The sequence below is a fragment of the Ensifer sp. EB106-05-01-XG146 genome (genome assembly GCF_058791875.1).
This window is the reverse complement of record NZ_JBYTDX010000001.1, coordinates 2,851,701-2,872,500: the sequence shown is the minus strand read 5'-3', so window position 1 is coordinate 2,872,500 and position 20,800 is coordinate 2,851,701. Positions and strand designations below refer to the sequence as shown.

Annotated in this window: 12 protein-coding genes, 1 tRNA gene, 2 rRNA genes and 2 pseudogenes; 13 read left to right on the top strand and 4 right to left on the bottom strand. The window is 60.0% G+C overall.

Going from position 1 to position 20,800, the window contains the following annotated elements; all coding sequences use genetic code 11:
* Positions 1-451 precede the first annotated feature (451 nt).
* The 5 genes and pseudogenes from AC3WVQ_RS14300 to AC3WVQ_RS14280 all read left to right on the top strand — a co-directional run bounded on the left by AC3WVQ_RS14300 (position 452) and on the right by AC3WVQ_RS14280 (position 5,478).
* Positions 452-3,247: ribosomal RNA gene (locus AC3WVQ_RS14300) — 23S ribosomal RNA — on the top strand.
* A 124-nt stretch (positions 3,248-3,371) separates the two neighbouring features.
* Positions 3,372-3,486 (top strand): 5S ribosomal RNA (gene rrf, locus AC3WVQ_RS14295).
* 189 nt (positions 3,487-3,675) lie between these two features.
* Positions 3,676-3,752, top strand: a tRNA-Met gene (locus AC3WVQ_RS14290).
* 194 nt (positions 3,753-3,946) lie between these two features.
* Positions 3,947-4,183 (top strand): annotated as a pseudogene (locus AC3WVQ_RS14285) (transposase); the annotation flags it as partial.
* Positions 4,184-4,255: 72 nt separating this feature from the next.
* A protein-coding gene (locus tag AC3WVQ_RS14280; protein WP_492382805.1) for an IS3 family transposase occupies positions 4,256-5,478 on the top strand; the annotation gives its coding sequence in 2 pieces (ribosomal slippage) (positions 4,256-4,592 and positions 4,592-5,478; 1,224 coding nt in all).
* A gap of 89 nt (positions 5,479-5,567) precedes the next feature.
* Here AC3WVQ_RS14280 and istB read toward each other — a convergent pair.
* Positions 5,568-6,344, bottom strand: coding sequence for an IS21-like element helper ATPase IstB (istB, locus tag AC3WVQ_RS14275; RefSeq protein WP_060521043.1), 777 nt, complete (start codon positions 6,342-6,344; stop codon positions 5,568-5,570).
* 18 nt (positions 6,345-6,362) lie between these two features.
* On the bottom strand, positions 6,363-7,916 hold the full coding sequence (gene istA, locus AC3WVQ_RS14270) for an IS21 family transposase (protein ID WP_492382697.1): 1,554 nt from the start codon (positions 7,914-7,916) through the stop codon (positions 6,363-6,365).
* A gap of 244 nt (positions 7,917-8,160) precedes the next feature.
* Between istA and AC3WVQ_RS14265 the strand changes: the two are divergent.
* Both AC3WVQ_RS14265 and AC3WVQ_RS14260 read left to right on the top strand, forming a co-directional pair.
* A pseudogene (locus AC3WVQ_RS14265) lies at positions 8,161-9,119 on the top strand (IS3 family transposase); the annotation flags it as partial.
* A gap of 212 nt (positions 9,120-9,331) precedes the next feature.
* The gene (locus tag AC3WVQ_RS14260) at positions 9,332-10,051 is read left to right on the top strand and encodes a hypothetical protein (RefSeq protein ID WP_090298324.1); all 720 of its coding nucleotides are present in this window, start codon (positions 9,332-9,334) and stop codon (positions 10,049-10,051) included.
* Between the two features lie 306 nt (positions 10,052-10,357).
* On the opposite strand, the gene AC3WVQ_RS14255 is transcribed toward AC3WVQ_RS14260, so the two are convergent.
* The gene (locus AC3WVQ_RS14255) at positions 10,358-10,957 is read right to left on the bottom strand and encodes a TetR/AcrR family transcriptional regulator (protein ID WP_089045823.1); all 600 of its coding nucleotides are present in this window, start codon (positions 10,955-10,957) and stop codon (positions 10,358-10,360) included.
* 97 nt (positions 10,958-11,054) lie between these two features.
* On the opposite strand from AC3WVQ_RS14255, the gene AC3WVQ_RS14250 reads away from it, so the two are divergent.
* Both AC3WVQ_RS14250 and AC3WVQ_RS14245 read left to right on the top strand, forming a co-directional pair.
* Positions 11,055-11,843 carry an SDR family NAD(P)-dependent oxidoreductase gene (locus tag AC3WVQ_RS14250; protein WP_060520324.1) on the top strand — a complete coding sequence of 263 codons (789 nt, stop codon included), beginning with the start codon at positions 11,055-11,057 and terminating at the stop codon, positions 11,841-11,843.
* A gap of 243 nt (positions 11,844-12,086) precedes the next feature.
* Positions 12,087-13,016: an aldo/keto reductase gene (locus tag AC3WVQ_RS14245; RefSeq protein ID WP_089045824.1), complete on the top strand. Its 930-nt coding sequence runs from the start codon at positions 12,087-12,089 to the stop codon at positions 13,014-13,016.
* Between the two features lie 82 nt (positions 13,017-13,098).
* On the opposite strand, the gene AC3WVQ_RS14240 is transcribed toward AC3WVQ_RS14245, so the two are convergent.
* Complete coding sequence (locus tag AC3WVQ_RS14240; RefSeq protein ID WP_090298321.1) at positions 13,099-15,660, bottom strand: GcvT family protein; 2,562 nt, start codon at positions 15,658-15,660, stop codon at positions 13,099-13,101.
* Positions 15,661-16,017: 357 nt separating this feature from the next.
* Here AC3WVQ_RS14240 and AC3WVQ_RS14235 point away from each other — a divergent pair, with 357 nt between their 5' ends.
* From AC3WVQ_RS14235 to AC3WVQ_RS14220, 4 genes are all read left to right on the top strand, one after another.
* The gene (locus tag AC3WVQ_RS14235; RefSeq protein WP_492382804.1) at positions 16,018-17,229 is read left to right on the top strand and encodes an ROK family transcriptional regulator; all 1,212 of its coding nucleotides are present in this window, start codon (positions 16,018-16,020) and stop codon (positions 17,227-17,229) included.
* Positions 17,229-18,488 carry a M20 family metallopeptidase gene (locus AC3WVQ_RS14230; RefSeq protein WP_090298316.1) on the top strand — a complete coding sequence of 420 codons (1,260 nt, stop codon included), beginning with the start codon at positions 17,229-17,231 and terminating at the stop codon, positions 18,486-18,488. The genes AC3WVQ_RS14235 and AC3WVQ_RS14230 overlap by 1 nt, the downstream gene beginning before the upstream one ends.
* Positions 18,489-18,514: 26 nt before the next feature.
* Positions 18,515-19,576, top strand: a complete 1,062-nt coding sequence (locus AC3WVQ_RS14225) for a substrate-binding domain-containing protein (RefSeq protein ID WP_034798936.1) — start codon at positions 18,515-18,517, stop codon at positions 19,574-19,576.
* Positions 19,577-19,637: 61 nt separating this feature from the next.
* The gene (locus AC3WVQ_RS14220; protein WP_492382803.1) at positions 19,638-20,702 is read left to right on the top strand and encodes a substrate-binding domain-containing protein; all 1,065 of its coding nucleotides are present in this window, start codon (positions 19,638-19,640) and stop codon (positions 20,700-20,702) included.
* Positions 20,703-20,800: the final 98 nt, after the last annotated feature.

The following is a 20,800-nucleotide window of genomic DNA, read 5'->3' as shown; positions in this document are numbered from 1 at the left end:
TTCCAGGTGTTGAAGACGGCCGAAAGGTTGTTGGAGACGTCCGAGCCCAGATCCGATGAACCCATGGATGGTCTAGCCGACCGGATGTGGTGGAGGGTCTGGAGGTAGGAAGGAAGCCTTGTCCTTGAGGCATGATCATTGTTTGGGTGCTCGCAAGAGTGCCCTTCTGGTGTTCATGCTGGATTGGTGTTGCCTGACCGCGCATCACCGGACAGATCTCGAGAAGCTGGTCTTAAGATATGGCGCAAGTGAACCGCTCGGCGTGGTTCCAATAAAGCGACCGTATCGAACACGTCGATGGCATCTGATTGGCTCGGTTGTAAAAGGTAACCGGGTCGTTGGGCGGCTTGAGGCACATTCAGTTGTGCCCGGATAGCCAGGTTTGGCTGCCCCGCGAGAGCGGGACAAGCTTAGCCAAACCCAACTAAGGATGAGCATTGGCAATGAGAACGATCAAGTGTCAAAAGGGCATTTGGTGGATGCCTTGGCATGCACAGGCGATGAAGGACGTGATACGCTGCGATAAGCCGTGGGGAGCTGCGAATAAGCTTTGATCCATGGATCTCCGAATGGGGGAACCCACCTTAAATGCTTGGAAAATTTAAGTCGTGCGCAAGTACGGCTTAGGTTTCCAAGCATTGTTTAAAGGTATCTTATCCTGAATACATAGGGGTAAGAAGCGAACGCAGGGAACTGAAACATCTAAGTACCTGCAGGAAAGGACATCAACCGAGACTCCGCAAGTAGTGGCGAGCGAACGCGGACCAGGCCAGTGGCAATGAGGAATAAAGTGGAACGACATGGAAAGGTCGGCCGTAGAGGGTGATAGCCCCTTACACGTAGAACACTCATTGTCCTTGAGTAAGGCGGGACACGTGAAATCCTGTCTGAACATGGGGAGACCACTCTCCAAGCCTAAGTACTCGTGCATGACCGATAGCGAACAAGTACCGTGAGGGAAAGGTGAAAAGCACCCCGACAAGGGGAGTGAAATAGAACCTGAAACCGGATGCCTACAAACAGTTGGAGCCCGCAAGGGTGACAGCGTACCTTTTGTATAATGGGTCAACGACTTAGTGTGACGAGCAAGCTTAAGCCGATAGGTGAAGGCGCAGCGAAAGCGAGTCTGAACAGGGCGTTCAGTTCGTCGCATTAGACCCGAAACCGAGTGATCTAGCCATGAGCAGGTTGAAGGTTGGGTAACACCAACTGGAGGACCGAACCCGCATCTGTTGCAATAGATTGGGATGACTTGTGGTTAGGGGTGAAAGGCCAATCAAACTCGGAAATAGCTGGTTCTCCGCGAAAACTATTTAGGTAGTGCGTCGACCGAATACCCTCGGGGGTAGAGCACTGGATGGGCTATGGGGACTCACCGTCTTACTGATCCTAACCAAACTCCGAATACCGAGGAGTACTAGTCGGCAGACACACGGCGGGTGCTAACGTCCGTCGTGAAAAGGGCAACAACCCTGACCTCCAGCTAAGGTCCCCAAGTCATGGCTAAGTGGGAAAGGATGTGAGGATCCCAAAACAACCAGGATGTTGGCTTAGAAGCAGCCATCATTTAAAGAAAGCGTAACAGCTCACTGGTCTAAATAAGGGTCTTTGCGCCGAAAATGTAACGGGGCTAAAGCCATGCACCGAAGCTGAGGATACGTCGCAAGACGTGTGGTAGCGGAGCGTTCCGTAAGCCTGTGAAGGGATACCCGTGAGGGGTCCTGGAGGTATCGGAAGTGCGAATGTTGACATGAGTAACGATAAAGAGGGTGAGAGACCCTCTCGCCGAAAGACCAAGGGTTCCTGCTTAAAGTTAATCTGAGCAGGGTTAGCCGGCCCCTAAGACGAGGCGGACACGCGTAGTCGATGGGAACCACGTTAATATTCGTGGGCCTGGTGGTAGTGACGGATCGCTTAACTTGTTCACACTTATTGGATTGTGTGGGCGGGGACGCGGTTCCAGGAAATAGCTCCACCGTATAGACCGTACCCGAAACCGACACAGGTGGTCAGGTAGAGTATACCAAGGCGCTTGAGAGAACTATGCTGAAGGAACTCGGCAAATTGCACGCGTAACTTCGGAAGAAGCGTGACCCCAAGGGACGCAAGTCTGTTGGGGTGGCACAGACCAGGGGGTAGCGACTGTTTATCAAAAACACAGGGCTCTGCGAAGTCGCAAGACGACGTATAGGGTCTGACGCCTGCCCGGTGCTGGAAGGTTAAGAGGAGGGGTGCAAGCTCTGAATCGAAGCCCCAGTAAACGGCGGCCGTAACTATAACGGTCCTAAGGTAGCGAAATTCCTTGTCGGGTAAGTTCCGACCTGCACGAATGGCGTAACGACTTCCCCGCTGTCTCCAGCATAGACTCAGTGAAATTGAATTCCCCGTGAAGATGCGGGGTTCCTGCGGTCAGACGGAAAGACCCCGTGCACCTTTACTATAGCTTTACACTGGCATTCGTGTCGGCATGTGTAGGATAGGTGGTAGGCTTTGAAGCAGGGACGCCAGTTCTTGTGGAGCCATCCTTGAAATACCACCCTTATCGTCATGGATGTCTAACCGCGGTCCGTTATCCGGATCCGGGACAGTGTATGGTGGGTAGTTTGACTGGGGCGGTCGCCTCCGAAAGAGTAACGGAGGCGCGCGATGGTGGGCTCAGACCGGTCGGAAATCGGTCGTCGAGTGCAATGGCATAAGCCCGCCTGACTGCGAGACTGACAAGTCGAGCAGAGACGAAAGTCGGTCATAGTGATCCGGTGGTCCCGCGTGGAAGGGCCATCGCTCAACGGATAAAAGGTACGCCGGGGATAACAGGCTGATGACCCCCAAGAGTCCATATCGACGGGGTTGTTTGGCACCTCGATGTCGGCTCATCGCATCCTGGGGCTGGAGCAGGTCCCAAGGGTTTGGCTGTTCGCCAATTAAAGCGGTACGTGAGCTGGGTTCAGAACGTCGTGAGACAGTTCGGTCCCTATCTGCCGTGGGTGTAGGAATATTGACAGGATCTGTCCCTAGTACGAGAGGACCGGGATGGACATATCTCTGGTGGACCTGTTGTCCTGCCAAGGGCATAGCAGGGTAGCTATATATGGAATGGATAACCGCTGAAGGCATCTAAGCGGGAAACCAACCTGAAAACGAGTATTCCCTTGAGAACCGTGGAAGACGACCACGTTGATAGGCTGGGTGTGGAAGTGCGGCAACGCATGAAGCTTACCAGTACTAATCGTTCGATTGGCTTGATCGTTCCCATTGCTCATGCTCATCTTCAGATGAGCGACGTGTTCAAAACAAAACGAGTTGGCTCGACCAACTCACCAGCTTCTCAATCCGGTTTGCGTCCGCTAGACGCAAATCTTGCGCTTTGCCGACCTGGTGGTTCTGGCGGGGTGGCTGCACCCGTTCCCATTCCGAACACGGCCGTGAAACGCCCCAGCGCCGATGGTACTTCGTCTTAAGACGCGGGAGAGTAGGTCGCTGCCAGGTCTGCAAAGCGCAAGATAAAATCCGGAAAACAAAGATCACCTTCTCTTCATCCCTCGGCCCAGCCGAAACACGGGCCGCCCTCAAGCGGCCCTTTTGTTTTGCTAAGCTCGGAACAGACAAACAACGGGATTTTGCCTCCGGCAAAACCCGGAATAAGCGGATAAACCGCAAAGCGGTTTACCGCGATGGCGCGGGGTGGAGCAGCCCGGTAGCTCGTCAGGCTCATAACCTGAAGGCCGCAGGTTCAAATCCTGCCCCCGCAACCAAATCAAAAAAAGCCCGCATGGAGAAATCCAGCGGGCTTTTTGACGTTTGAACCGCAGGGAACAAGCGCAAACAAAGCTAAGCGGACAGATGTAAGGGGCGGGCGCCGCAACGCGGTGAGCGAGCGTCCTTTGACCTTGCCCCGTTGAAATAATCCATTTTGAAGTAAGCTCTGGCCCATTGAGAGGACCAGGGAATGAAGCGCAACCGTTTCACAGACGAACAGATCATCGTCATTTTGAAGGAGCACGAGGCTGGCACGCCCGTCTCGGAGCTTTGCCGCAAGCACGGCGTCAGCGATGCCAGCATCTATAAATGGAAGGCCAAATTCGGCGGCATGGACGTATCCGAAGCCAAGCGGCTGAAGACGCTGGAAGACGAGAACACGAAGCTGAAACGGCTCCTGGCAGATGCGATGCTCGACAATGCGGCTGAACTGCCCCCACTTTCGACCGGACACTCAGCATAAGCAGGAAGGCTCAAGCACAGGCTTGAGGATAGGCTTATGTCTAACGAGTTTCGACAGGTTGACCTGATGATCGGTGACGTCCGGCGGCGGCGCTGGACAACGGAACGCAAACTGCAGATCATCGAGGAGAGCTATGCCCCAGGGGAGACGGTTTCCTCTGCGGCTCGGCGGCATGGAGTTGCGCCAAACCTTCTCTATCGCTGGCGTCGGCTCTTGAGCGAGGGAGGTGCGGTGGCGGTGGACTCCGACGAGCCGGTAATCGGCAATTCTGAGGTGAAGAAGCTGGAAGATCGAGTGCGCGAGCTTGAGCGCATTCTCGGACGCAAGACGCTGGAGAACGAGATTCTTCGCGAAGCCCTTTCCAAAGCCCAGTCAAAAAAACCGATATCGCGGCCGATATTGTTGCCGAAGGGCGGTTCCCGATGAAGGCGGTGGCGGAGGCCTTACACGTGTCGCGTTCTAATCTCTCCGAACGTCTGAAGGGCAAGTCCAAGCCTCGCGGACCCTACCTCAAAGCGGACGATGCCGAGCTGCTGCCTGCCATTCGCAAGCTGGTGGATGCCAGGCCAACTTATGGCTATCGGCGGATCGCTGCCCTTCTCAACAGGCAGCGGCGGGCCGCCGATCAGCCGGTCGTCAACCGCAAGCGGGTCCACCGCATCATGGCCAACCACGCCATGATCCTTGAGAAGCACACCGCCGTGCGCAAGGGCCGCGTCCACGACGGCAAGGTCATGGTGATGCGGTCGAACCTTCGTTGGTGCTCCGATGGCCTGGAGTTCACCTGCTGGAATGGCGAGGTGGTCCGCCTTGCTTTTATCATCGACGCGTTTGATCGAGAGATCATCTCGTGGGCGGCGGTCGCCAATGCCGGGATCTCCGGTTCTGACGTCCGCGATATGATGTTGGAAGCAGTCGAGAAACGCTTCGGTGGCACGCGTGCCCCACATGCCATCGAACATCTGTCCGATAACGGCAGCGCCTACACAGCAAGGGAAACCAGGCTGTTTGCTCAGGCCCTCAATCTGGTCCCGTGCTTCACGCCGGTCGCCAGCCCTCAATCAAACGGTATGTCGGAGGCTTTCGTCAAAACCCTGAAACGCGACTACATACGCATCTCACCCATTCCCGACGCCGACACAGCGCTCCGGAACATCGATGGATGGATCGAGGATTACAACGAAATCCATCCGCATTCAGCGCTGAAAATGGCATCCCCAAGGGAATTCATCAAAGCATTGTTGCGGATTTCGGATTAACGGGACAGCGATTCCGGTAAATCCCGGACAGTCGTTTCACTAAATCGCGGACAGTCTCGCGGGATCGACTTTCGTTCGCCTGGTTGATGTCATTTGTTATTGATTTCGGCGTTTCGCGTTTCGGTCAAGAGCGAGGTTTGCTTTTGCTTCCTCATGCTATCGCCTTCGAGCGCAATTCGGTGAGAGTTGTGAACGATGCGATCGAGGATGGCGTCAGCGATGGTTGGTTCGCCGATCATCTCGTGCCACTGCGCCACGGGGAGTTGGGCGGTGATCAGAGTTGATTTCCTGCGGTAGCGCTCTTCGAAGATTTCCAGGAGATCCAGCCGCTGCTGATCGCTGAGCGCATGGGTTCCCCAGTCATCCAAGATGAGCAGTTGAACACGTGCGAGCTTGTCGACCAATCGAGGGAACCGACCGTCGAGGCGCGCCAGTGCCAAATCCTCGAAGAGACGAGGCATTCGGACATAGAGAACGGAATAATCGAGGCGGGCTGCTTGCCGTCCGATGGCACAGGCAAGCCAGGTTTTGCCGGTTCCCGTTTGTCCGGTCAGGATCAAGTGCTCATGGGCTTTGAGCCATTCGCCTTGTGCCAGGGAGAGAAGCTGTCTGCGGTCAAGGCCGCGATGGGCGGCGAAGTCGATGTTCTCGATGCAAGCGTCGGGGAAGCGCAATTTGGCGATTGCAAGCCGGTTGGTCAGGCGCTTGTCACCGCGCACGGCCATCTCCCGGTCGAGCATCAGACCCAGCCATTCGTCGCGGTTGAGATCGCTGCCCTCGGGCTGATTGGCCAGTTCACGATAAGCTGCTGCCATGCCGGATAGACCGAGTGCGTGCATCTGGTCGAGGGTTGGATGTGTGAGCATTCAAGTGTCTTCCTTTCTTCACTGGTAATAGGAACTGCCGCGGATGTTGCCATGCGGCGGGGCTGGCTTGACCGGCTCGGCGGCTGGTGGAGCTTGATCGAGGCCGGATTTGAGGATGGTGCTGACGGAGGAATAGCTGGTCGCATTGATCGTCAGCGCCCGATCGCACGCGGCTTCAAGACGCTCAGGTCCGTACCGGCGCGCGAGTGATAGAACGCCTTGAGCGGCGCGGTATCCCTGCTGGGGATGGGGCCTGTCGCGCATCAGCCGTTCGATCAGGATCGCAGCGTTGCGGCCAATCTTTGCGGCCTGCTTGATCAGGCTCGCCGGGGTGGTGTTGGCATAGTGCTGATGCGTCTTGGGCATGTGTTCGTTGACGGTGACGTGACCAGCCCGCTGCGACGTCCGGCGGTGACTGGCGACGCGTTGGTGATCATGGAAGACCTCGACGATCCGGCTTGTGAGCCGGACATCGACCTGGCGGCCAATCAGGCGGTGCGGCACGGAGTAGAAGGCCTTATCGACCTCGACATGATAGTCGGGATGAACCTTTGCCGATTTCCATTCGGAATATTCGAATGGCGTTGCTGGCAAGGGGGCGAGCGCGTCGCGTTCGATCGCTTCGAAGAGTTGATGTCGGGATTTGCCAACACGCCGCATCGGCCGGTTATTGAGATCGTCGAGGAGCTGGCTGATCCGCACATTGAGATCAACGAGGCTGAAGAAGCGCTCATTCCTCAGTCGCGCCAGGATCCAGCGCTCAACGATCAGAACGCTGCCTTCGACCTTGGCTTTGTCCTTCGGCCGTTTTGGGCGGGTCGGCAGGATCGTCGTGTCGTAATGTTCGGCGAATGCTGCAAAAGTGGCGTTGATGGTCGGCTCGAACCACAAGGGCTTGGCAACGCCGGCCTTGAGGTTGTCGCAGACGATCGCTTTTGTTACGCCACCGAAGAAGCTCAAAGCCCGTTGCTGACCCTCGATCCAGTCTGGCAGCCGTTGAGTGAAGCTCGCATAGGCGAAGGTGTACAAAGAGGCCGGCAGAACCGCGACGAAGATCTGCGCCGGCCGGATCTCGCCCGTCGCCGGATCAATGACGGGGACGGTGTGACCAGCATAGTCGGTCTGCATCGCCGCGCCGGCGGTGTGGCGATTGCGGAAAGTGGCGCTGGCGCGCTGTTCGAAAGCGGCGAAGCGCTCACAGAACCAAGTGTATCCATAACCGTTCGGGTGCCGCTCGCGATATTCCTGCCACAACAGCGTCAGCGTCACGCCCTTTCGCTTCAGTTCACTGGCGATCTGGCTCCAGTCAGGCGCGTGCATATCCTGGGGCGGGCGGCCGCGACGATGGAACAGGCGACGCTGCAACACAGCGTCCTCGTCAAGGCCAGGCGGCAACGGCCAGCCCGTCAGCCCGGCCTCACGCGCCCGCAGCAGGTAGGTCGAAATGGTCGTTTTGCTGATCTTCAGCCGTTCCGATATCGCACGAACCGAAAGCCCCTGTTCGTGCGTCAGTCGCAATATCGATCGAATGTCCTTCACGTCAGTAAGTCTCGCCTGCTTCCGTTTCGCCATTCCCCGCACCCCTCTCAAATCGGGGTCCAGAATGGCAAAACGGCGCGTGCGAAAGTCGATGTTTTAATCGCCGAAAGACTGTCCGGGATTTACCGGAATCGCTGTCCGGGAATTAGCGGAAATGCTGTCCCGGATTTAGTGAAATCGCTGTCCGGGATTTAATGGAAACCCTGTCCGCGAATTACCGAAACCCGCAAGCATTGTCTCAATAGCTGACTTGTCTGGCGAAATGGGGGGCACTCCAGCGGCCTTGAAAGACCTTTTGGGAAAGAAGTGGTGACGCCCGCAGCAAGGCGGAAAGCTGTCGCTCATCTGATGGATCACCACCAGATGAGCGAACGGCGGGCGTGTAAAGCCATCGGCTTTTGCCGGATGATGATCCGTTACGAAACCAGGCGCAGCGATGACCATGACCTTCGCGAGCGGATGAAGGCGCTGGCGCATGAACGCCGCCGCTTTGGATATCGACGCCTTCATGTGCTGCTCAGGCGTGAGGGTCACCTTGTGAACCACAAGCGGCTCTTCCGGCTCTATCGGGAAGAGAAGCTGACGGTGCGCAAGCGCGGCGGTCGGAAACGAGCGATAGGCACACGAGCACCGATGCTGATCCCGCTTGCCGCCAATGATCGCTGGTCACTGGACTTCGTGTCGGATCAACTCACCGATGGCCGCAGGTTCCGGATTCTGACGGTCGTCGACGATTGCACCAGGGAATGCCTGGCTCTCGTCGCCGACACGTCGCTCTCCGGCCTGCGGGTCGCCCGTGAGCTGGATCGGATCATCGAGGGACGAGGCAAGCCGAAGATGATCGTCAGCGACAATGGCAGTGAGTTCACCAGTAACGCGATCCTGCAATGGACGGATCGGAGCAAGGTGGATTGGCACTACATCGCGCCGGGCAAGCCGATCCAGAACGCCTTCATCGAAAGCTTCAATGGGCGGCTGCGCGACGAGCTCTTGAATGAGACGCTCTTCTCGTCACTGGCCCATGCTCGATCGGCGCTTTCAAACTGGCGCAGCGATTACAACGATCATCGACCACACTCTGGACTCGGCTGGATGACACCTGCCGAGTTCGCTCAGACAATCAACCCGCGACGTGATGCGGTGCTGCGCAGCCGGAATGGCTCCGCACCGCAACCCGCCGCTACCGCCCCCAATACAGCAACCCAAAACCGCTGGAGCAAACTCAAAACTGGATAAAACTTGGGGGCAAGGTCACCTTCAATCCTCATCGGGTGGAGAGGGGCGGGGGAGGTGGCGGCGTCGTCTGCTTCTATGACCGGCGTTACCCGTTTATTAAGACATACAATCGATAGTTGCTTTCATTCTTGATTCTCGCGATGGCATGAGGCTGTGCGCACCCATTCGGCAGGCAGGTGCAGGAGCGCCGCCTTTGCCGCGGAGACCCACGCGTGACCACCATATCGCCGACGAGCAACGTTGCCTTGGAAATCCTCAGGCGGACAACGGCCGAGGCCGAGGAGAAAGCCGGTTCTGCCGACAGCGCGAACAACATCCTCAAGGCCGCGAACGGCGTTTCAGCGGAGCCTGGCAGAGCAACGACGCAGGCGCAGGGTGCAATCAACAACAGCATACTGGAGCTGAAGGCGAGGGCCGACGCTTTTGTCGGCACGGCGCTGGAATTGCTGAACTCCGACCGTTTCAGATCCAACGACCCCAATGTGAAGGCAGTGCTGAAGGAAATCCTCAACGAGCAGGGTGAGATTTTCGCCGGCCGGGTCGAGGCTGAACTGCTCAACAATCCCGGTCTCAGACACGAAGAGGCCATCGCCAATGCGCTGACCGCGACGGTGCGCGGCAATCGCAGCCGTTTTGCCGAAACCGAGATCGTGCTCGGTTATAAGCTGAAAACCGCCGGCGACCAGTTGCATTATGTTGCCGATGCCGAAGGCTATAGCTCCGGTCAGTTCCTGGCGGATGCCCAGAACGAAGCGCGTATCGGTCTCGACATCGCACAAAAGGCGCGCGCCAATGCGAAGGACGATGCGGCGCTCGCGGCGGCTCTGAAGGCGGAGGAGGAAGCCGAGCGGATCTACCGGCGAACGCAGCAGTCGGTGAGTGACTGGAACGGCTATTGGACGAAGAAATTCGGCTGGCCGGAGGCCCGGTGACGGTGCGATAAGGGATCGCCGCCCGGTGACGGGATAAGACGCGATGGGCGGATCGTTGGACAGGTTGCTCCGAGCTCGACCCGAGACGCGCTTTAACGGTTTGTCTTTGGGCGCTTCACGCCCCGCATCAACGATTCCCGTGTTTCGCCTGGTATCGTTCCGGCGCAGTGATCTGCGAACGAATTCGGTGCATTAGAGGATATGCCAAGCACGTGGCCGCCGTTCCGCTCTGCCGCTTGCGCTCCAATATCTTGAATTGCCGTGCGCCGTGATCGCAAACCGCTGCGCATTTTTCCGCGACATGGTTCAGCTTCCGGCGTCGCTCTTGCCGTCGGAAGGACCTTGGCTTCTCAGCTTTCCGTGATCGCGGTCGGAAAGCCACACCCGCGTCTCATCGAGGATTTCCGTCGACAGGTCGGGATCGTCAGTCATCCGCGCCAGGATAAGCGCGCCGATCATGGCCGCAGAACTGCCGATTGCCGCGCGACGCTTCTCATGCTCATCCGTGCCCGGCGCGACCTTGCCGAACCGGGCGAACTGGCGCTTGAGGACGTCCGTCATCTCCGACCGTGCGGAACCGGGCTGGCGGCTTACCTCCGACGCAAGGGCTGCAAGCGGGCAGCCGTGGCCGAAATCGTCCCGATGCTCCGGCGAAAGATAACGTCGGGCGACGGATGCAAGATCCACCGTTAGCGGCTCGGTTTCTCCCTGCAGACCGGCCAATGTCTGCGCGATCAGATCCTCCTTCGACTTGAAGTAGCCGTAGAAGCCGCCATGGGTGAGGCCTGCCGCCTTCATGACATCAGTAACGGTGACGGATTCGAAGCCGCGCTCCCGGAACAGCTGTCCCGCCGCCTCCAGAATTGTCTTCTTGTTCTCTTCGACCTGCTTCCGGCTCACGCGCATCATCGTCTCCTGAAATTTCGATTGACAATATACATGATAGTCATCATATATCCAAATACATGATAGTTATCATGAATAAACTGAAGGAGCCCAATCGATGAGCAGGAAGCCAGTAGTCCTTGTAACCGGTGCCTCGACCGGCATTGGCGCCGTCTATGCGGAGCGATTTGCCCGTCGCGGTCATGATCTCGTTCTGGTCGCGCGCAATGCGGCGCGGCTCGACGCGCTCGCTGAGCGCCTCAAGAACGAAACCGGCGTGGCGGTGGATGTGGTCCCGGCGGACCTGACCGACGCACAGGACCTCGCCAAGGTCGAGCAGCGGCTGCGCGAAGACCGGAGCATCGGCGTGCTGGTCAACAATGCCGGGACGTCTATCCCCCGAGGCTTTCTTCAGCAGCAGAGCGAGGACATCTCGAAGCTGATCGCGCTCAACGTAACGGCAGTCACCAGGCTCGCGCATGCGGCAGCTCCGGGGTTTGCGGAGAGAGGCGAGGGGGCGATCATCAACATCGCGTCGGTCGTCGGGCTTGCACCGGAGATGGGCGCAACCGTCTACGGCGCGACCAAGGCCTTCGTGCTGTTCCTTTCTCAAGGCTTGAATGTCGAACTCGCCACCAAGGGCGTCTACGTTCAGGCGGTTCTGCCCGCAGCGACGCGCACCGAGATCTGGGATCATGCCGGCGTCGATGTCGAGACGCTCCCCGGTGTGATGGAGGTCGGCGATCTCGTCGATGCGGCGCTGATCGGCTACGATCGACGCGAGTTGGTAACCATCCCGCCGCTTCCCGATGCCGGCCAGTGGAACACCCTCGATACGGCACGGCAGGCAATGCTGCCGAATTTTGCACAGTCGTTGCCGGCCGAGCGCTATCGGTCCGCTGCCTGACCGGTCCACGCACGGAGCGGGCGTTTGGCGTCCGCTCCGAACGCCTGCACCTGCTGAGACGGTCGATGCTCGGGCCTTTCCGCTTGGGCACAGCAAGCCACAGCGTTTCCACGGTTTGCCTCAAAGGCGTTTGCCAAGCGCCCTCAGGCTGCTTAGAAATTGAGGATCAAAGATTTCGCAAGGCCGACCACTCCGTCCCTGTGCGAAAATCCTCCCTCGAAACGATGTTGATGGTGCGAGCCGATGAAAAGATTCAATCTGGGACCAACCGACCTTTCCGTTTCCTCTGCCGTTCTCGGCCTGATGCGGATTGCCGATCTCAGCGACGACGCCATAAGCCGGCTCTATGGGAAGGCACGGGACGTCGGCATCAACGTCTTCGACCATGCCGATATCTATGGCGGCGAACTGCATGCCTGCGAGCGCCGTTTCGGCGATGCGTTGCGGCTGAAGCCGACTGAGCGCGAACAGATCGTCATCCAGAGCAAGTGCGGAATCCGTCGCGGCTATTTCGATTTCTCCAAAGATCATATTCTGCAGTCGGTCGATCGATCGCTTGCGGCGCTGAAGACCGACTATCTCGATCTTCTCTTGCTGCATCGCCCGGATGCGCTGGTGGAACCGGAGGAGGTGGCGGACGCCTTCGACAAATTGCAGGCGGCTGGCAAGGTCCGGCATTTCGGCGTCTCGAACCACACCCCGCGGCAGATCGATCTTCTGAAGACCGCCGTCCGCCAACCGCTCGTCGCCAACCAGATCCAGCTCAGCATTGCGCATGCGCCTTCGGTCGCCTTCGGAATCGCCGCCAATATGGCAGGTCTCGAGCAATCGATCGATCGCGACGGGGAAGTGGTCGTCTATTCGCGCATCAACCGCATGACGTTGCAGGCCTGGTCACCGTTCCAGCAGGGTTTCTTCGGCGGCGTCTTCGTCGGCGACGAGAAGAACTTTCCGGAACTCAACCGGTTGCTGGACGAACTCGCGGGCAAGTACGGGGTATCGGCTTCCGCGATCGCCTATGCCTGGATCGCCCGCCATCCGGCCAACATTCAGGTGGTGCTTGGAACGACAAGTCCCGAGCGTTTGGGCGATATCGCGCCCGGCGCCGACATCACGCTGTCGCGCGAGGATTGGTATCGTCTCTTCACGGCGGCAGGACACGTGCTGCCCTGACCTCGTTAGGTCTGCAGACCATTGAAAAGGTCCGCTCGGATCCGAGCGGGCCTTTTATGTATTGGGGGCTGATGCGGATGGCTTAGCTGCGCGGCTTCAGGTTTTCCGGATCGTAGAGCGGCTTGTAGCCGACGCCGACGACCTCGACCGGATAGGTCTCGGCGAAGTATTCGACGTTGAGTTTGCGGCCGACCTGGCAATGGGACCACGGCAGATAGGCAAGCGCGATGTTCTTGCCGATCGTCGGGCCGAAGGCGATCGAGGTGGTGTAGGAACGGCGGCCCAGTTCATCGACCAGCACCTTGCCGGTTTCAGGATCCATCACCGGCAGGGTTCCGACCGGATAGCGCTTCACGCCGTTCTTGTCGGTATTCTCCGTCATGACGAGCGTGCAGAGCATGGCCGGCTGATGTTCGCGCGCCTTGTATTCGAGATGCTTGGCCTTGCCGCGGAAGTCCACGTCCTTGACCTTCGGGCGGGCAAGGTCGGCTTCGATGAGGTTGTACTGGGTAAGCAGGTCGGCGTTCTGCAGGCGCAGGCTCTTTTCCATGCGGCGCGAGTTCGCATAGGTTTCGACGCCGAAGGCCATGACGCCGGTCGAGCGCAGCGCGTCCCAGACGGCGAGGCCGTCCTCGTACTTCATGTGCAGTTCCCAGCCCTGCTCGCCGACATAGGAGATGCGGAAGGCGGTGACCTTTTTGCCGGCGATCTCGATCGGCTTGATCGCGGCGAAGGCGAAGTTCTCGATGTCGAGGCCCGAGGGATCGGCAACCACCTTCTTCAGCGTCTCACGGGCATTGGGACCCCAGATGCCGATGGTGATGAACTTCTCCGAGACGTCGGTGATGGTGACGTCAAGGCCGCGATCTTCGGCGACGCGGCGCATGTACTGGAAGTCGCGCGGGCCGGCGTCGGCGCCGTTCACCAGGCGGCAGCGGTCGGCCATGCGGAAGACGGTGAAGTCGGCCCGTACCATGCCCTCGTCGTCGAGGAAGTGGGTGTAGATGCCCTTGCCGATGTTGCCGTCGCCGCCGACCTTGGCGGCGCACAGCCATTCGAGCAGCTCGACATGGTCAGTACCTTCGATGTCGACCATATGGAAGTGAGAGAGGTTGACGATGCCGCAGTCCTCGCTCATCGCCAGATGCTCGGCGTTGGAGACGCGCCAGAAATGGCGGCTGTCCCACTCGTTTTCACGTACCGGAACGCGGTCGCCATACTTCTCCAAAAGGTGCTCGTTGGCAGCGTAGCCGTGGGCGCGCTCCCAGCCGCCGAGTTCCATGAAATAGCCGCCGAGTTCCTTTTCGCGCTCGTAGAAGGGCGAGCGCTTGACGTTGCGGCCGGTGGCATAGGGTTCGCGGGTGTGCACGGCGGGGTAATAGATCTTCTGCGCCGCCTCGAAGCAGCGGCCCTCGATGAACTTTTCTTCCAGCTGGTGCGGATAGAAGCGGGAATAGTCGATCGAGGCGTGGTCGATCTCGGTGCGGCCGTCTGTCATCCAGTCGGCGATCAGCTTGCCATAACCGGGGCCGTCCTTCACCCAGATGGCGACGCAGTACCACAAGCCGCGCACCTTTTGGCTCTCGCCGCAGGAGGGGCCGCCGGCGGCCGAGACCTGCAGCAGGCCGTTGAAGGAATGGCTCTCGTTGTAGCCGAGTTCGCCGAGGATCGGCGTCAGTTCCATGGCGCGCTCGAGCGGCTCGATGATCTGTTCCATCTCCAGGTCGCGCTGTGAAGGCGACAGGCGCGCCTCGTGCTTTTCAAGAATGTTGCGTGGATGGCAGAGGCGCGGATTGGTGGTCTCGTAATAGCCCCACTCGATCTGGCCGCCCTCGGTAGTCTTCGGGTCGCCGGTGTCGCGCATGTAGGCCGAGTTGCCCTGGTCACGCAAAAGCGGGAAGCCGATCTCCTTGCCGGTGCCTTCGAATTCGTTGTACGGGCCGAAGAAGGTGAGCGGATGGTCGACCGGCATGACCGGCAGGTCCTCACCGACCAATTCAGCGATCAGGCGACCCCAGATGCCGGCGCAGACGATGACGTGGTCCGCCATGATCGTGCCGCGATGGGTGACGACGCCCTTGATGCGGCCGTTCTCGACGATCAGCGACTTTGCCGGCGTGTTGCCGAAGACCTGCAGCTTGCCGGACTTTTCCGCGGCGTCGACGAGCTTGCCGGCAACCGTCTGCGAGCGCGGGATGACGAGGCCGGCATCCGGGTCGAACATGCCGCCCATGACCTGATCTTCTTCGATCAGCGGGAACATCGTCTTGATTTCAGCCGGCGAGACATAGTGGGCGCGGGTGCCGAAGGCCTTGGCGGAGGACAGCTTGCGCTTGATCTCTTCCATCCAGACATCGTCGCCGGTGCGCGCCACTTCCAGGCCGCCGATGCGGGCGTAGTGGCCCATTTTCTCGAAGAAATCGATCGAATACTGCGTCGTCCAGACCGAGAGATAGTCGTGGCTGGTGGTGTAGCAGAAGTCCGAGGCGTGTGCGGTCGAGCCGATATCGGTCGGTACGCCCGACTTGTCGATGCCGACGATATCGTCCCAGCCGCGCTCGATCAGGTGGTGCGCGATCGAAGCACCGACGATGCCACCCAGCCCGATGATTACGACTTTCGCCTTTTGCGGAAACTCTGCCATTGATTGCGACCCTAGTTGGATTGGATGCCGGATTTTAGGGCCTGATCCGCCCCGACCAGAGCCTGTCTACGACATTCTCATCAAACTGCACGACCAGAGCCGAGCATTTTGCGGTTCGCCGAACGAGAGCTGTCGAGACGGTCATGCCACTGATTTCGTGAGAAAAAGCGCCTCTCAGCGCCAATCTGATTTCATCTAGCATATCGCAAATGGCGACGCATCCGAATGCGTCATTGCGATCTACCTGCTTTCCAGTGATCGCGGCGTTGGCCACGAAAGATAATCCCATCGGGTAAGATTGACAGCGATGCATGATGTTAATAAGTTCGGTAACAGAACGAATTAAAAGAGGTCCCCGTGAACGACAGCTTGCGCATCTCCCGGAAGTTCTCCCAGCGCTCCGTCATGGAGGCGATCGTCCAGGGCGGTCCGATTTCGCGTGCGTCGATCTCGAAGCAGACCGGCCTTTCCAAGCAGACCATTTCGGAGATCGTCCGCGGCCTCGAAGAAGAGGGTTGGGTGCAGGAGACGGGGCGCACCAGCGGCCATGTCGGGCGCACTGCCGTCACCTACGAACTGGTGTGCGATGCCGCCTTCATCATCGCCGTCGACCTCGGTGGCACGAAGGTGCGCGTGGCGATCACCGATCTCGCCTGCCAGATCTTTGCCGAAGACACGGCGCCGACCGATCCGCGGGGCGGCCGCTTCGTCGTAGAGCAGATCGCTGCCATGGCCTTTGATGCGGCAGACCGACAGAAGATCGCTCGCGAGAAGATCCAGCTTGCGGTGGTAGGCGTTCCCGGCGCGCCCTGCAGCGAGACCGGCCGTGTGCTGCTTGCACCGAACATTGCCGGCTTCGACACGATGGATGTCGTCGGCGCCTTCGAAGAGGTGCTCGGTTTTGGAGCCATGCTCGAAAACGACGTCAATCTTGCCGTCCTTGGCGAAAACTGGCTGGGCCAGGGGCAGGGGATCGACAACCTCGCCTATGTGGCGCTGGGCACCGGCGTCGGCAGCGGCCTGATGGTCGGCGGCCATCTGGTGCGCGGCGTCAGCAATGCGGCCGGCGAAATGGGTTTCCTGCCGCTCGGCGCCGACCCGTTCGAGGCGGAATCGCTGCGCACCGGCGCCTTCGAGCGCGCGGTTGCCTCGCATGGCATGGCGGAACGTTACGCGGCGCTTTCGGGCAAGACCGTTGCCGTGCCCACCATCTTTGCCAAGGCAGAAGCGGGCGATGCGGCAGCGCTGACGGTGCTGGATGACACTGCGCGGTATCTGGCAGCCGGCGTTGCCGCGATTGCCGCGATCGCCAACCCGCAGAAGGTCATCCTGGGCGGATCCATCGGACTCCGGCCGGAAATGCTTGAGCGGGTAAAAGCCTTCCTGCCGCAGTGCTTCCCCTATCCGGTCAATGTGGAGACCGGTGAACTCGGCGCGCGCGCCGCGATCATCGGGGCGGCGGCGATCGGGCTCGGTCAGTTGCACAACACCCTGTTCGGGGTCGATGCGCCCGATGGCCGGATTTCGCTGCCGCGGGCAAACGTCAACGCGCTTCGGGAGGCGATGTGATGACGATGAATGACGGCTTGGTCGAACGTTTGCGAGCGGCGCTTGATCGCGAGACGGCGATTGATCTTTTTCGTGGCGCGATCGGGCGTGAGAGCATTACCGGCAACGAGGCGAATTTCGTCGCCTTTCTGGCCGAAACGATGCAGCGCCTTGGCCTGGAAGGCTTGAAAACGGCGGAGTTCCTGCCGGGTCGGCCGAACGTCTGGGCGGAGCGCAAGGGGCGCGGCAAGGGGCCACGCCTGCTGTTCATTGGCCATACGGATACGGTGCATGTCGACGGCTGGCGCGAGCATTGGGCCGGTACCGAGCGCGAGGATCCCTTCGCTGCACCGATCATCGATGGGGCGGTCTGGGGGCGCGGCTCGGGCGATCTGAAGGCAGGCATTTGCGCATCGCTGGCGGCGCTGTCGCTGCTCGACAAGTCCGGCGTTGCGTTGGCCGGGGACGTGGCCTTTGCCTTCGTCGGCGACGAGGAAAGCGGTCAGCCGGGGACCGGTGTCTCCGCCGGTATCAAGGATCTGGTCGAACGCATCGAGACCGGTGACATCGTCCGTCCGGACTTCGTCGTCTATGTCGAGCCGACACGGCTTTCGGTTTATCCGGCGCAGATCGGATTTTTCATCGCCGACATCACGATTACAGGCAAGTCCGCCTATTTCGGCGTACCCGAACTCGGCAAGGATGCATTGCGCGCCAGCCACGCGGCGATGTCGGCTCTCTGGAAACACTCCGACGAGATCGCCGCGCGGGCCGAGCACAAGCTGATCGGTCGCAGTTTCCTGCTGATCACCGGCCTTGCCGGCGGCGGCTACATCGCCGTGCCCGAGCGTTGCACGCTGTCGCTGATCCGCAAACTGTTGCCAGGGGAATCGCTGGACACGGCGGCGGCCGAGATCGAGGTTGCGGTGCGCTCGGCGATCACCGATCCGGAAATCACGGTCGAGTTTTCCTATCCGGCCGGCCGCGACCATGCGCTTGGCGGCACGGCGGCTGAAATCGACGAAACGGCGGGCGAAGTCGGTGCGCTATCAGCCGCCATGGCCGAAGCGATGGCTGGGCGCGGCGTCATCGAAGGCGCGCCCTTCTGGTCGGAATCGCCATTCTTCGTCAACCGCTTGGGTGTGCCTGCCGTCTATTGCGCGCCCGGCGACATCCGCAATTGCCATACCTACGAGGAACGGGTCGAGGTGGAGGAATACCTCGCCGGGATCGTCGGATTTGCCGCCTTCATGGCGCGCTACTGCGGCGTCATGGACTGAACTGCCAAACAAGAGGGAGAACGACAATGCTTCTGAAGAAATTGATGGCTGCCGCACTCGTCAGCGGTTTCGTGCTTGCCGCAAACGCCGCCTCTGCCCAGACGGTGGGTCCGTCCGGCGAGAGCGCGACGCCGAGCGCCGATGTCGCCCTGACCGATGCCGATATCGGCGCGCTCAAGGGCAAGGGCTACAAGGCGGCGCTGCTGTGGCATACCTCGTCCGACTTCACCAACGCCGTTTCGGCCGGTGCCAAGGATGAGTTTGCCCGCGCCGGCGTCGAGATCGCGGTGACGACGGATGCCGGCTTCGACGCTGCCCGCCAGCGCAGCGATATCGAAACCGCGCTTGCCGCCAAGCCGAACGTCATCCTGGCGCTGCCGCTCGATCCGGTGACCTCGGCCGAAGCATTCCGCCAGGCAGTGACCGATGGCAGCAAGCTCGTGTTCCTCTCCAACCTGCCGAGCGGCTATAAGCAGGGCACGGACTATGCCTCGATCGTTACCGACGATCTCTTCCAGATGGGCAAGCAGGCGGCGGATGCGCTGGCCAAGGCGATCGGCGGCAAGGGCAAGGTTGGCTACATCTTCCACGATGCCAGCTACTATGTGACGAACCAGCGCGACCAGGCCTTCAAGTCGACGATCGAGAAGGACTATCCGGATATCAAGATCGTTGCCGAGCAGGGCATCTCAGACCCGGCACGTGCCGAGGAGCTGGCAAGCGCCATGCTGCTGCAGAACCCTGATCTCGACGGTATCTACGTGACCTGGGCCGAGCCTGCCGACGGCGTGCTCTCTGCCCTGCGCTCGAGCGGAAATACCAAGACCAAGATCGTCACGCTCGATCTTGCCGAACCGGTCGCGCTCGACATGGTCAAGGGCGGCAACGTCACCGCGCTTGTTGCCGACAAGGCCTATGAGCTTGGACGCGCCATGGCTGCGACCGGCCTGAAGTCGCTTCTCGGACAGCAGACGCCGGCCTTCGTCGTTGCCCCGGCTTTGACCGTCACCAAGGAAAACGTCGCGGACGGCTGGAAGCAGTCGCTCAACCGCGATGCGCCGCAGTCGGTGCTCGACGCGGCCAAGTAATCAGGTGGCCGCCGGGAGAGAGGACGCTTCCGGCGGCGTCATTCCTAAAAGGGAGGCAGATATGCACAGGGCAGTGAAACACTTCGCGTTGCTGGCAACGGTCTTTGCCGCGACATCCGGCTTTGCCGCTGACGGCAAGACCACGGGTCCGCATGGCGAGACGCCGACGCCGGCGGGCAGCCTGACGCTGACGGCGGAGCAGGAACAGCAGATCAAGGACGGCAAGTTTACCGCAGCGCTCGTCTGGCACGAGATGAGCGAATACACCAACGCGGTCAACAGCGGCGCCCAGGACGAGTTCAAGCGCCTTGGCGTCGAGGTGGTCGCACAGACCGATGCCGGCTTTGATGCCGCCCGCCAGAAGGCGGATGTCGAGACGGTGCTTGCCAAGAAGCCCTCGATCATCCTGTCGCTGCCGGTCGACCCGGCAAGCGCCGCCGTGGTTTACGATCCGGCACGCACCGCCGGTGTGAAGCTCGCCTTCGTCGACAATTCGCCGGCCGGTTACGAACACGGCAAGGACTATGTGACGATCGTCTCGGACGACCTTTTCCAGATGGGCAACAAGGCGGCCGTTGCCATGGCGGATGCGCTCGGTGGCAAGGGCAAGCTCGGCTATATCTATCATGACGCCGACTTCTACGTGACCAACCAGCGCGATGGCGCCTTCAAGTCGACGATCGAGCAGGACTATCCCGACATGAAGATCGTTGCCGAGGCCGGCATGGCCGATCCGGCCCGCAGCGAGGAAATCGCGCAAGGCATGATCACCCAGAACCCGGATCTCGACGGGATCTATGTGACCTGGGCGGAGCCGGCACTGAGCGTGCTTTCGACGCTGCGCGGCGCCGGCAACAGCCACACCAAGATCGTGACGCTCGACCTCAACGAACCGGCAGCACTCGACATGGTCAAGGGCGGCAACATCGCAGCTCTGGTCGCCGACGAAGCCTACAATATCGGTGTCACCGCAGCGCGCGCCGCGGCAGGGGCGCTGGTCGGCAAGAAGGCCGAGCCTTTCCTGGTGGTCGACTCGCTTGCCGTGACCAAGGCGACGGTCGCCGACGGCTGGAAGAAGTCTCTGAACAAGGATGTGCCCGCGTCGATCGCGGATGCGATGAAGTGATGAAATGATGCCCGCTGCATGAGTAAAACATGCAGCTTTTCATAGTGCTGCGGCGACCTTTGCGCGTCTGACCAGACCCGCGGCGCCGTAGTGCAGGG

Bases quoted from the DNA above. Each gene is read 5' to 3' on its own strand.
- istB (WP_060521043.1), bottom strand. From the start codon at position 6,344: ATGCTCACACATCCAACCCTCGACCAGATGCACGCACTCGGTCTATCC.
- istA (WP_492382697.1), bottom strand. From the start codon at position 7,916: ATGGCGAAACGGAAGCAGGCGAGACTTACTGACGTGAAGGACATTCGA.
- AC3WVQ_RS14255 (WP_089045823.1), bottom strand. From the start codon at position 10,957: ATGCGCGTGAGCCGGAAGCAGGTCGAAGAGAACAAGAAGACAATTCTG.
- AC3WVQ_RS14250 (WP_060520324.1), top strand. From the start codon at position 11,055: ATGAGCAGGAAGCCAGTAGTCCTTGTAACCGGTGCCTCGACCGGCATT.
- AC3WVQ_RS14245 (WP_089045824.1), top strand. From the start codon at position 12,087: ATGAAAAGATTCAATCTGGGACCAACCGACCTTTCCGTTTCCTCTGCC.
- AC3WVQ_RS14240 (WP_090298321.1), bottom strand. From the start codon at position 15,660: ATGGCAGAGTTTCCGCAAAAGGCGAAAGTCGTAATCATCGGGCTGGGT.
- AC3WVQ_RS14230 (WP_090298316.1), top strand. From the start codon at position 17,229: ATGACGATGAATGACGGCTTGGTCGAACGTTTGCGAGCGGCGCTTGAT.
- AC3WVQ_RS14225 (WP_034798936.1), top strand. From the start codon at position 18,515: ATGCTTCTGAAGAAATTGATGGCTGCCGCACTCGTCAGCGGTTTCGTG.
- AC3WVQ_RS14220 (WP_492382803.1), top strand. From the start codon at position 19,638: ATGCACAGGGCAGTGAAACACTTCGCGTTGCTGGCAACGGTCTTTGCC.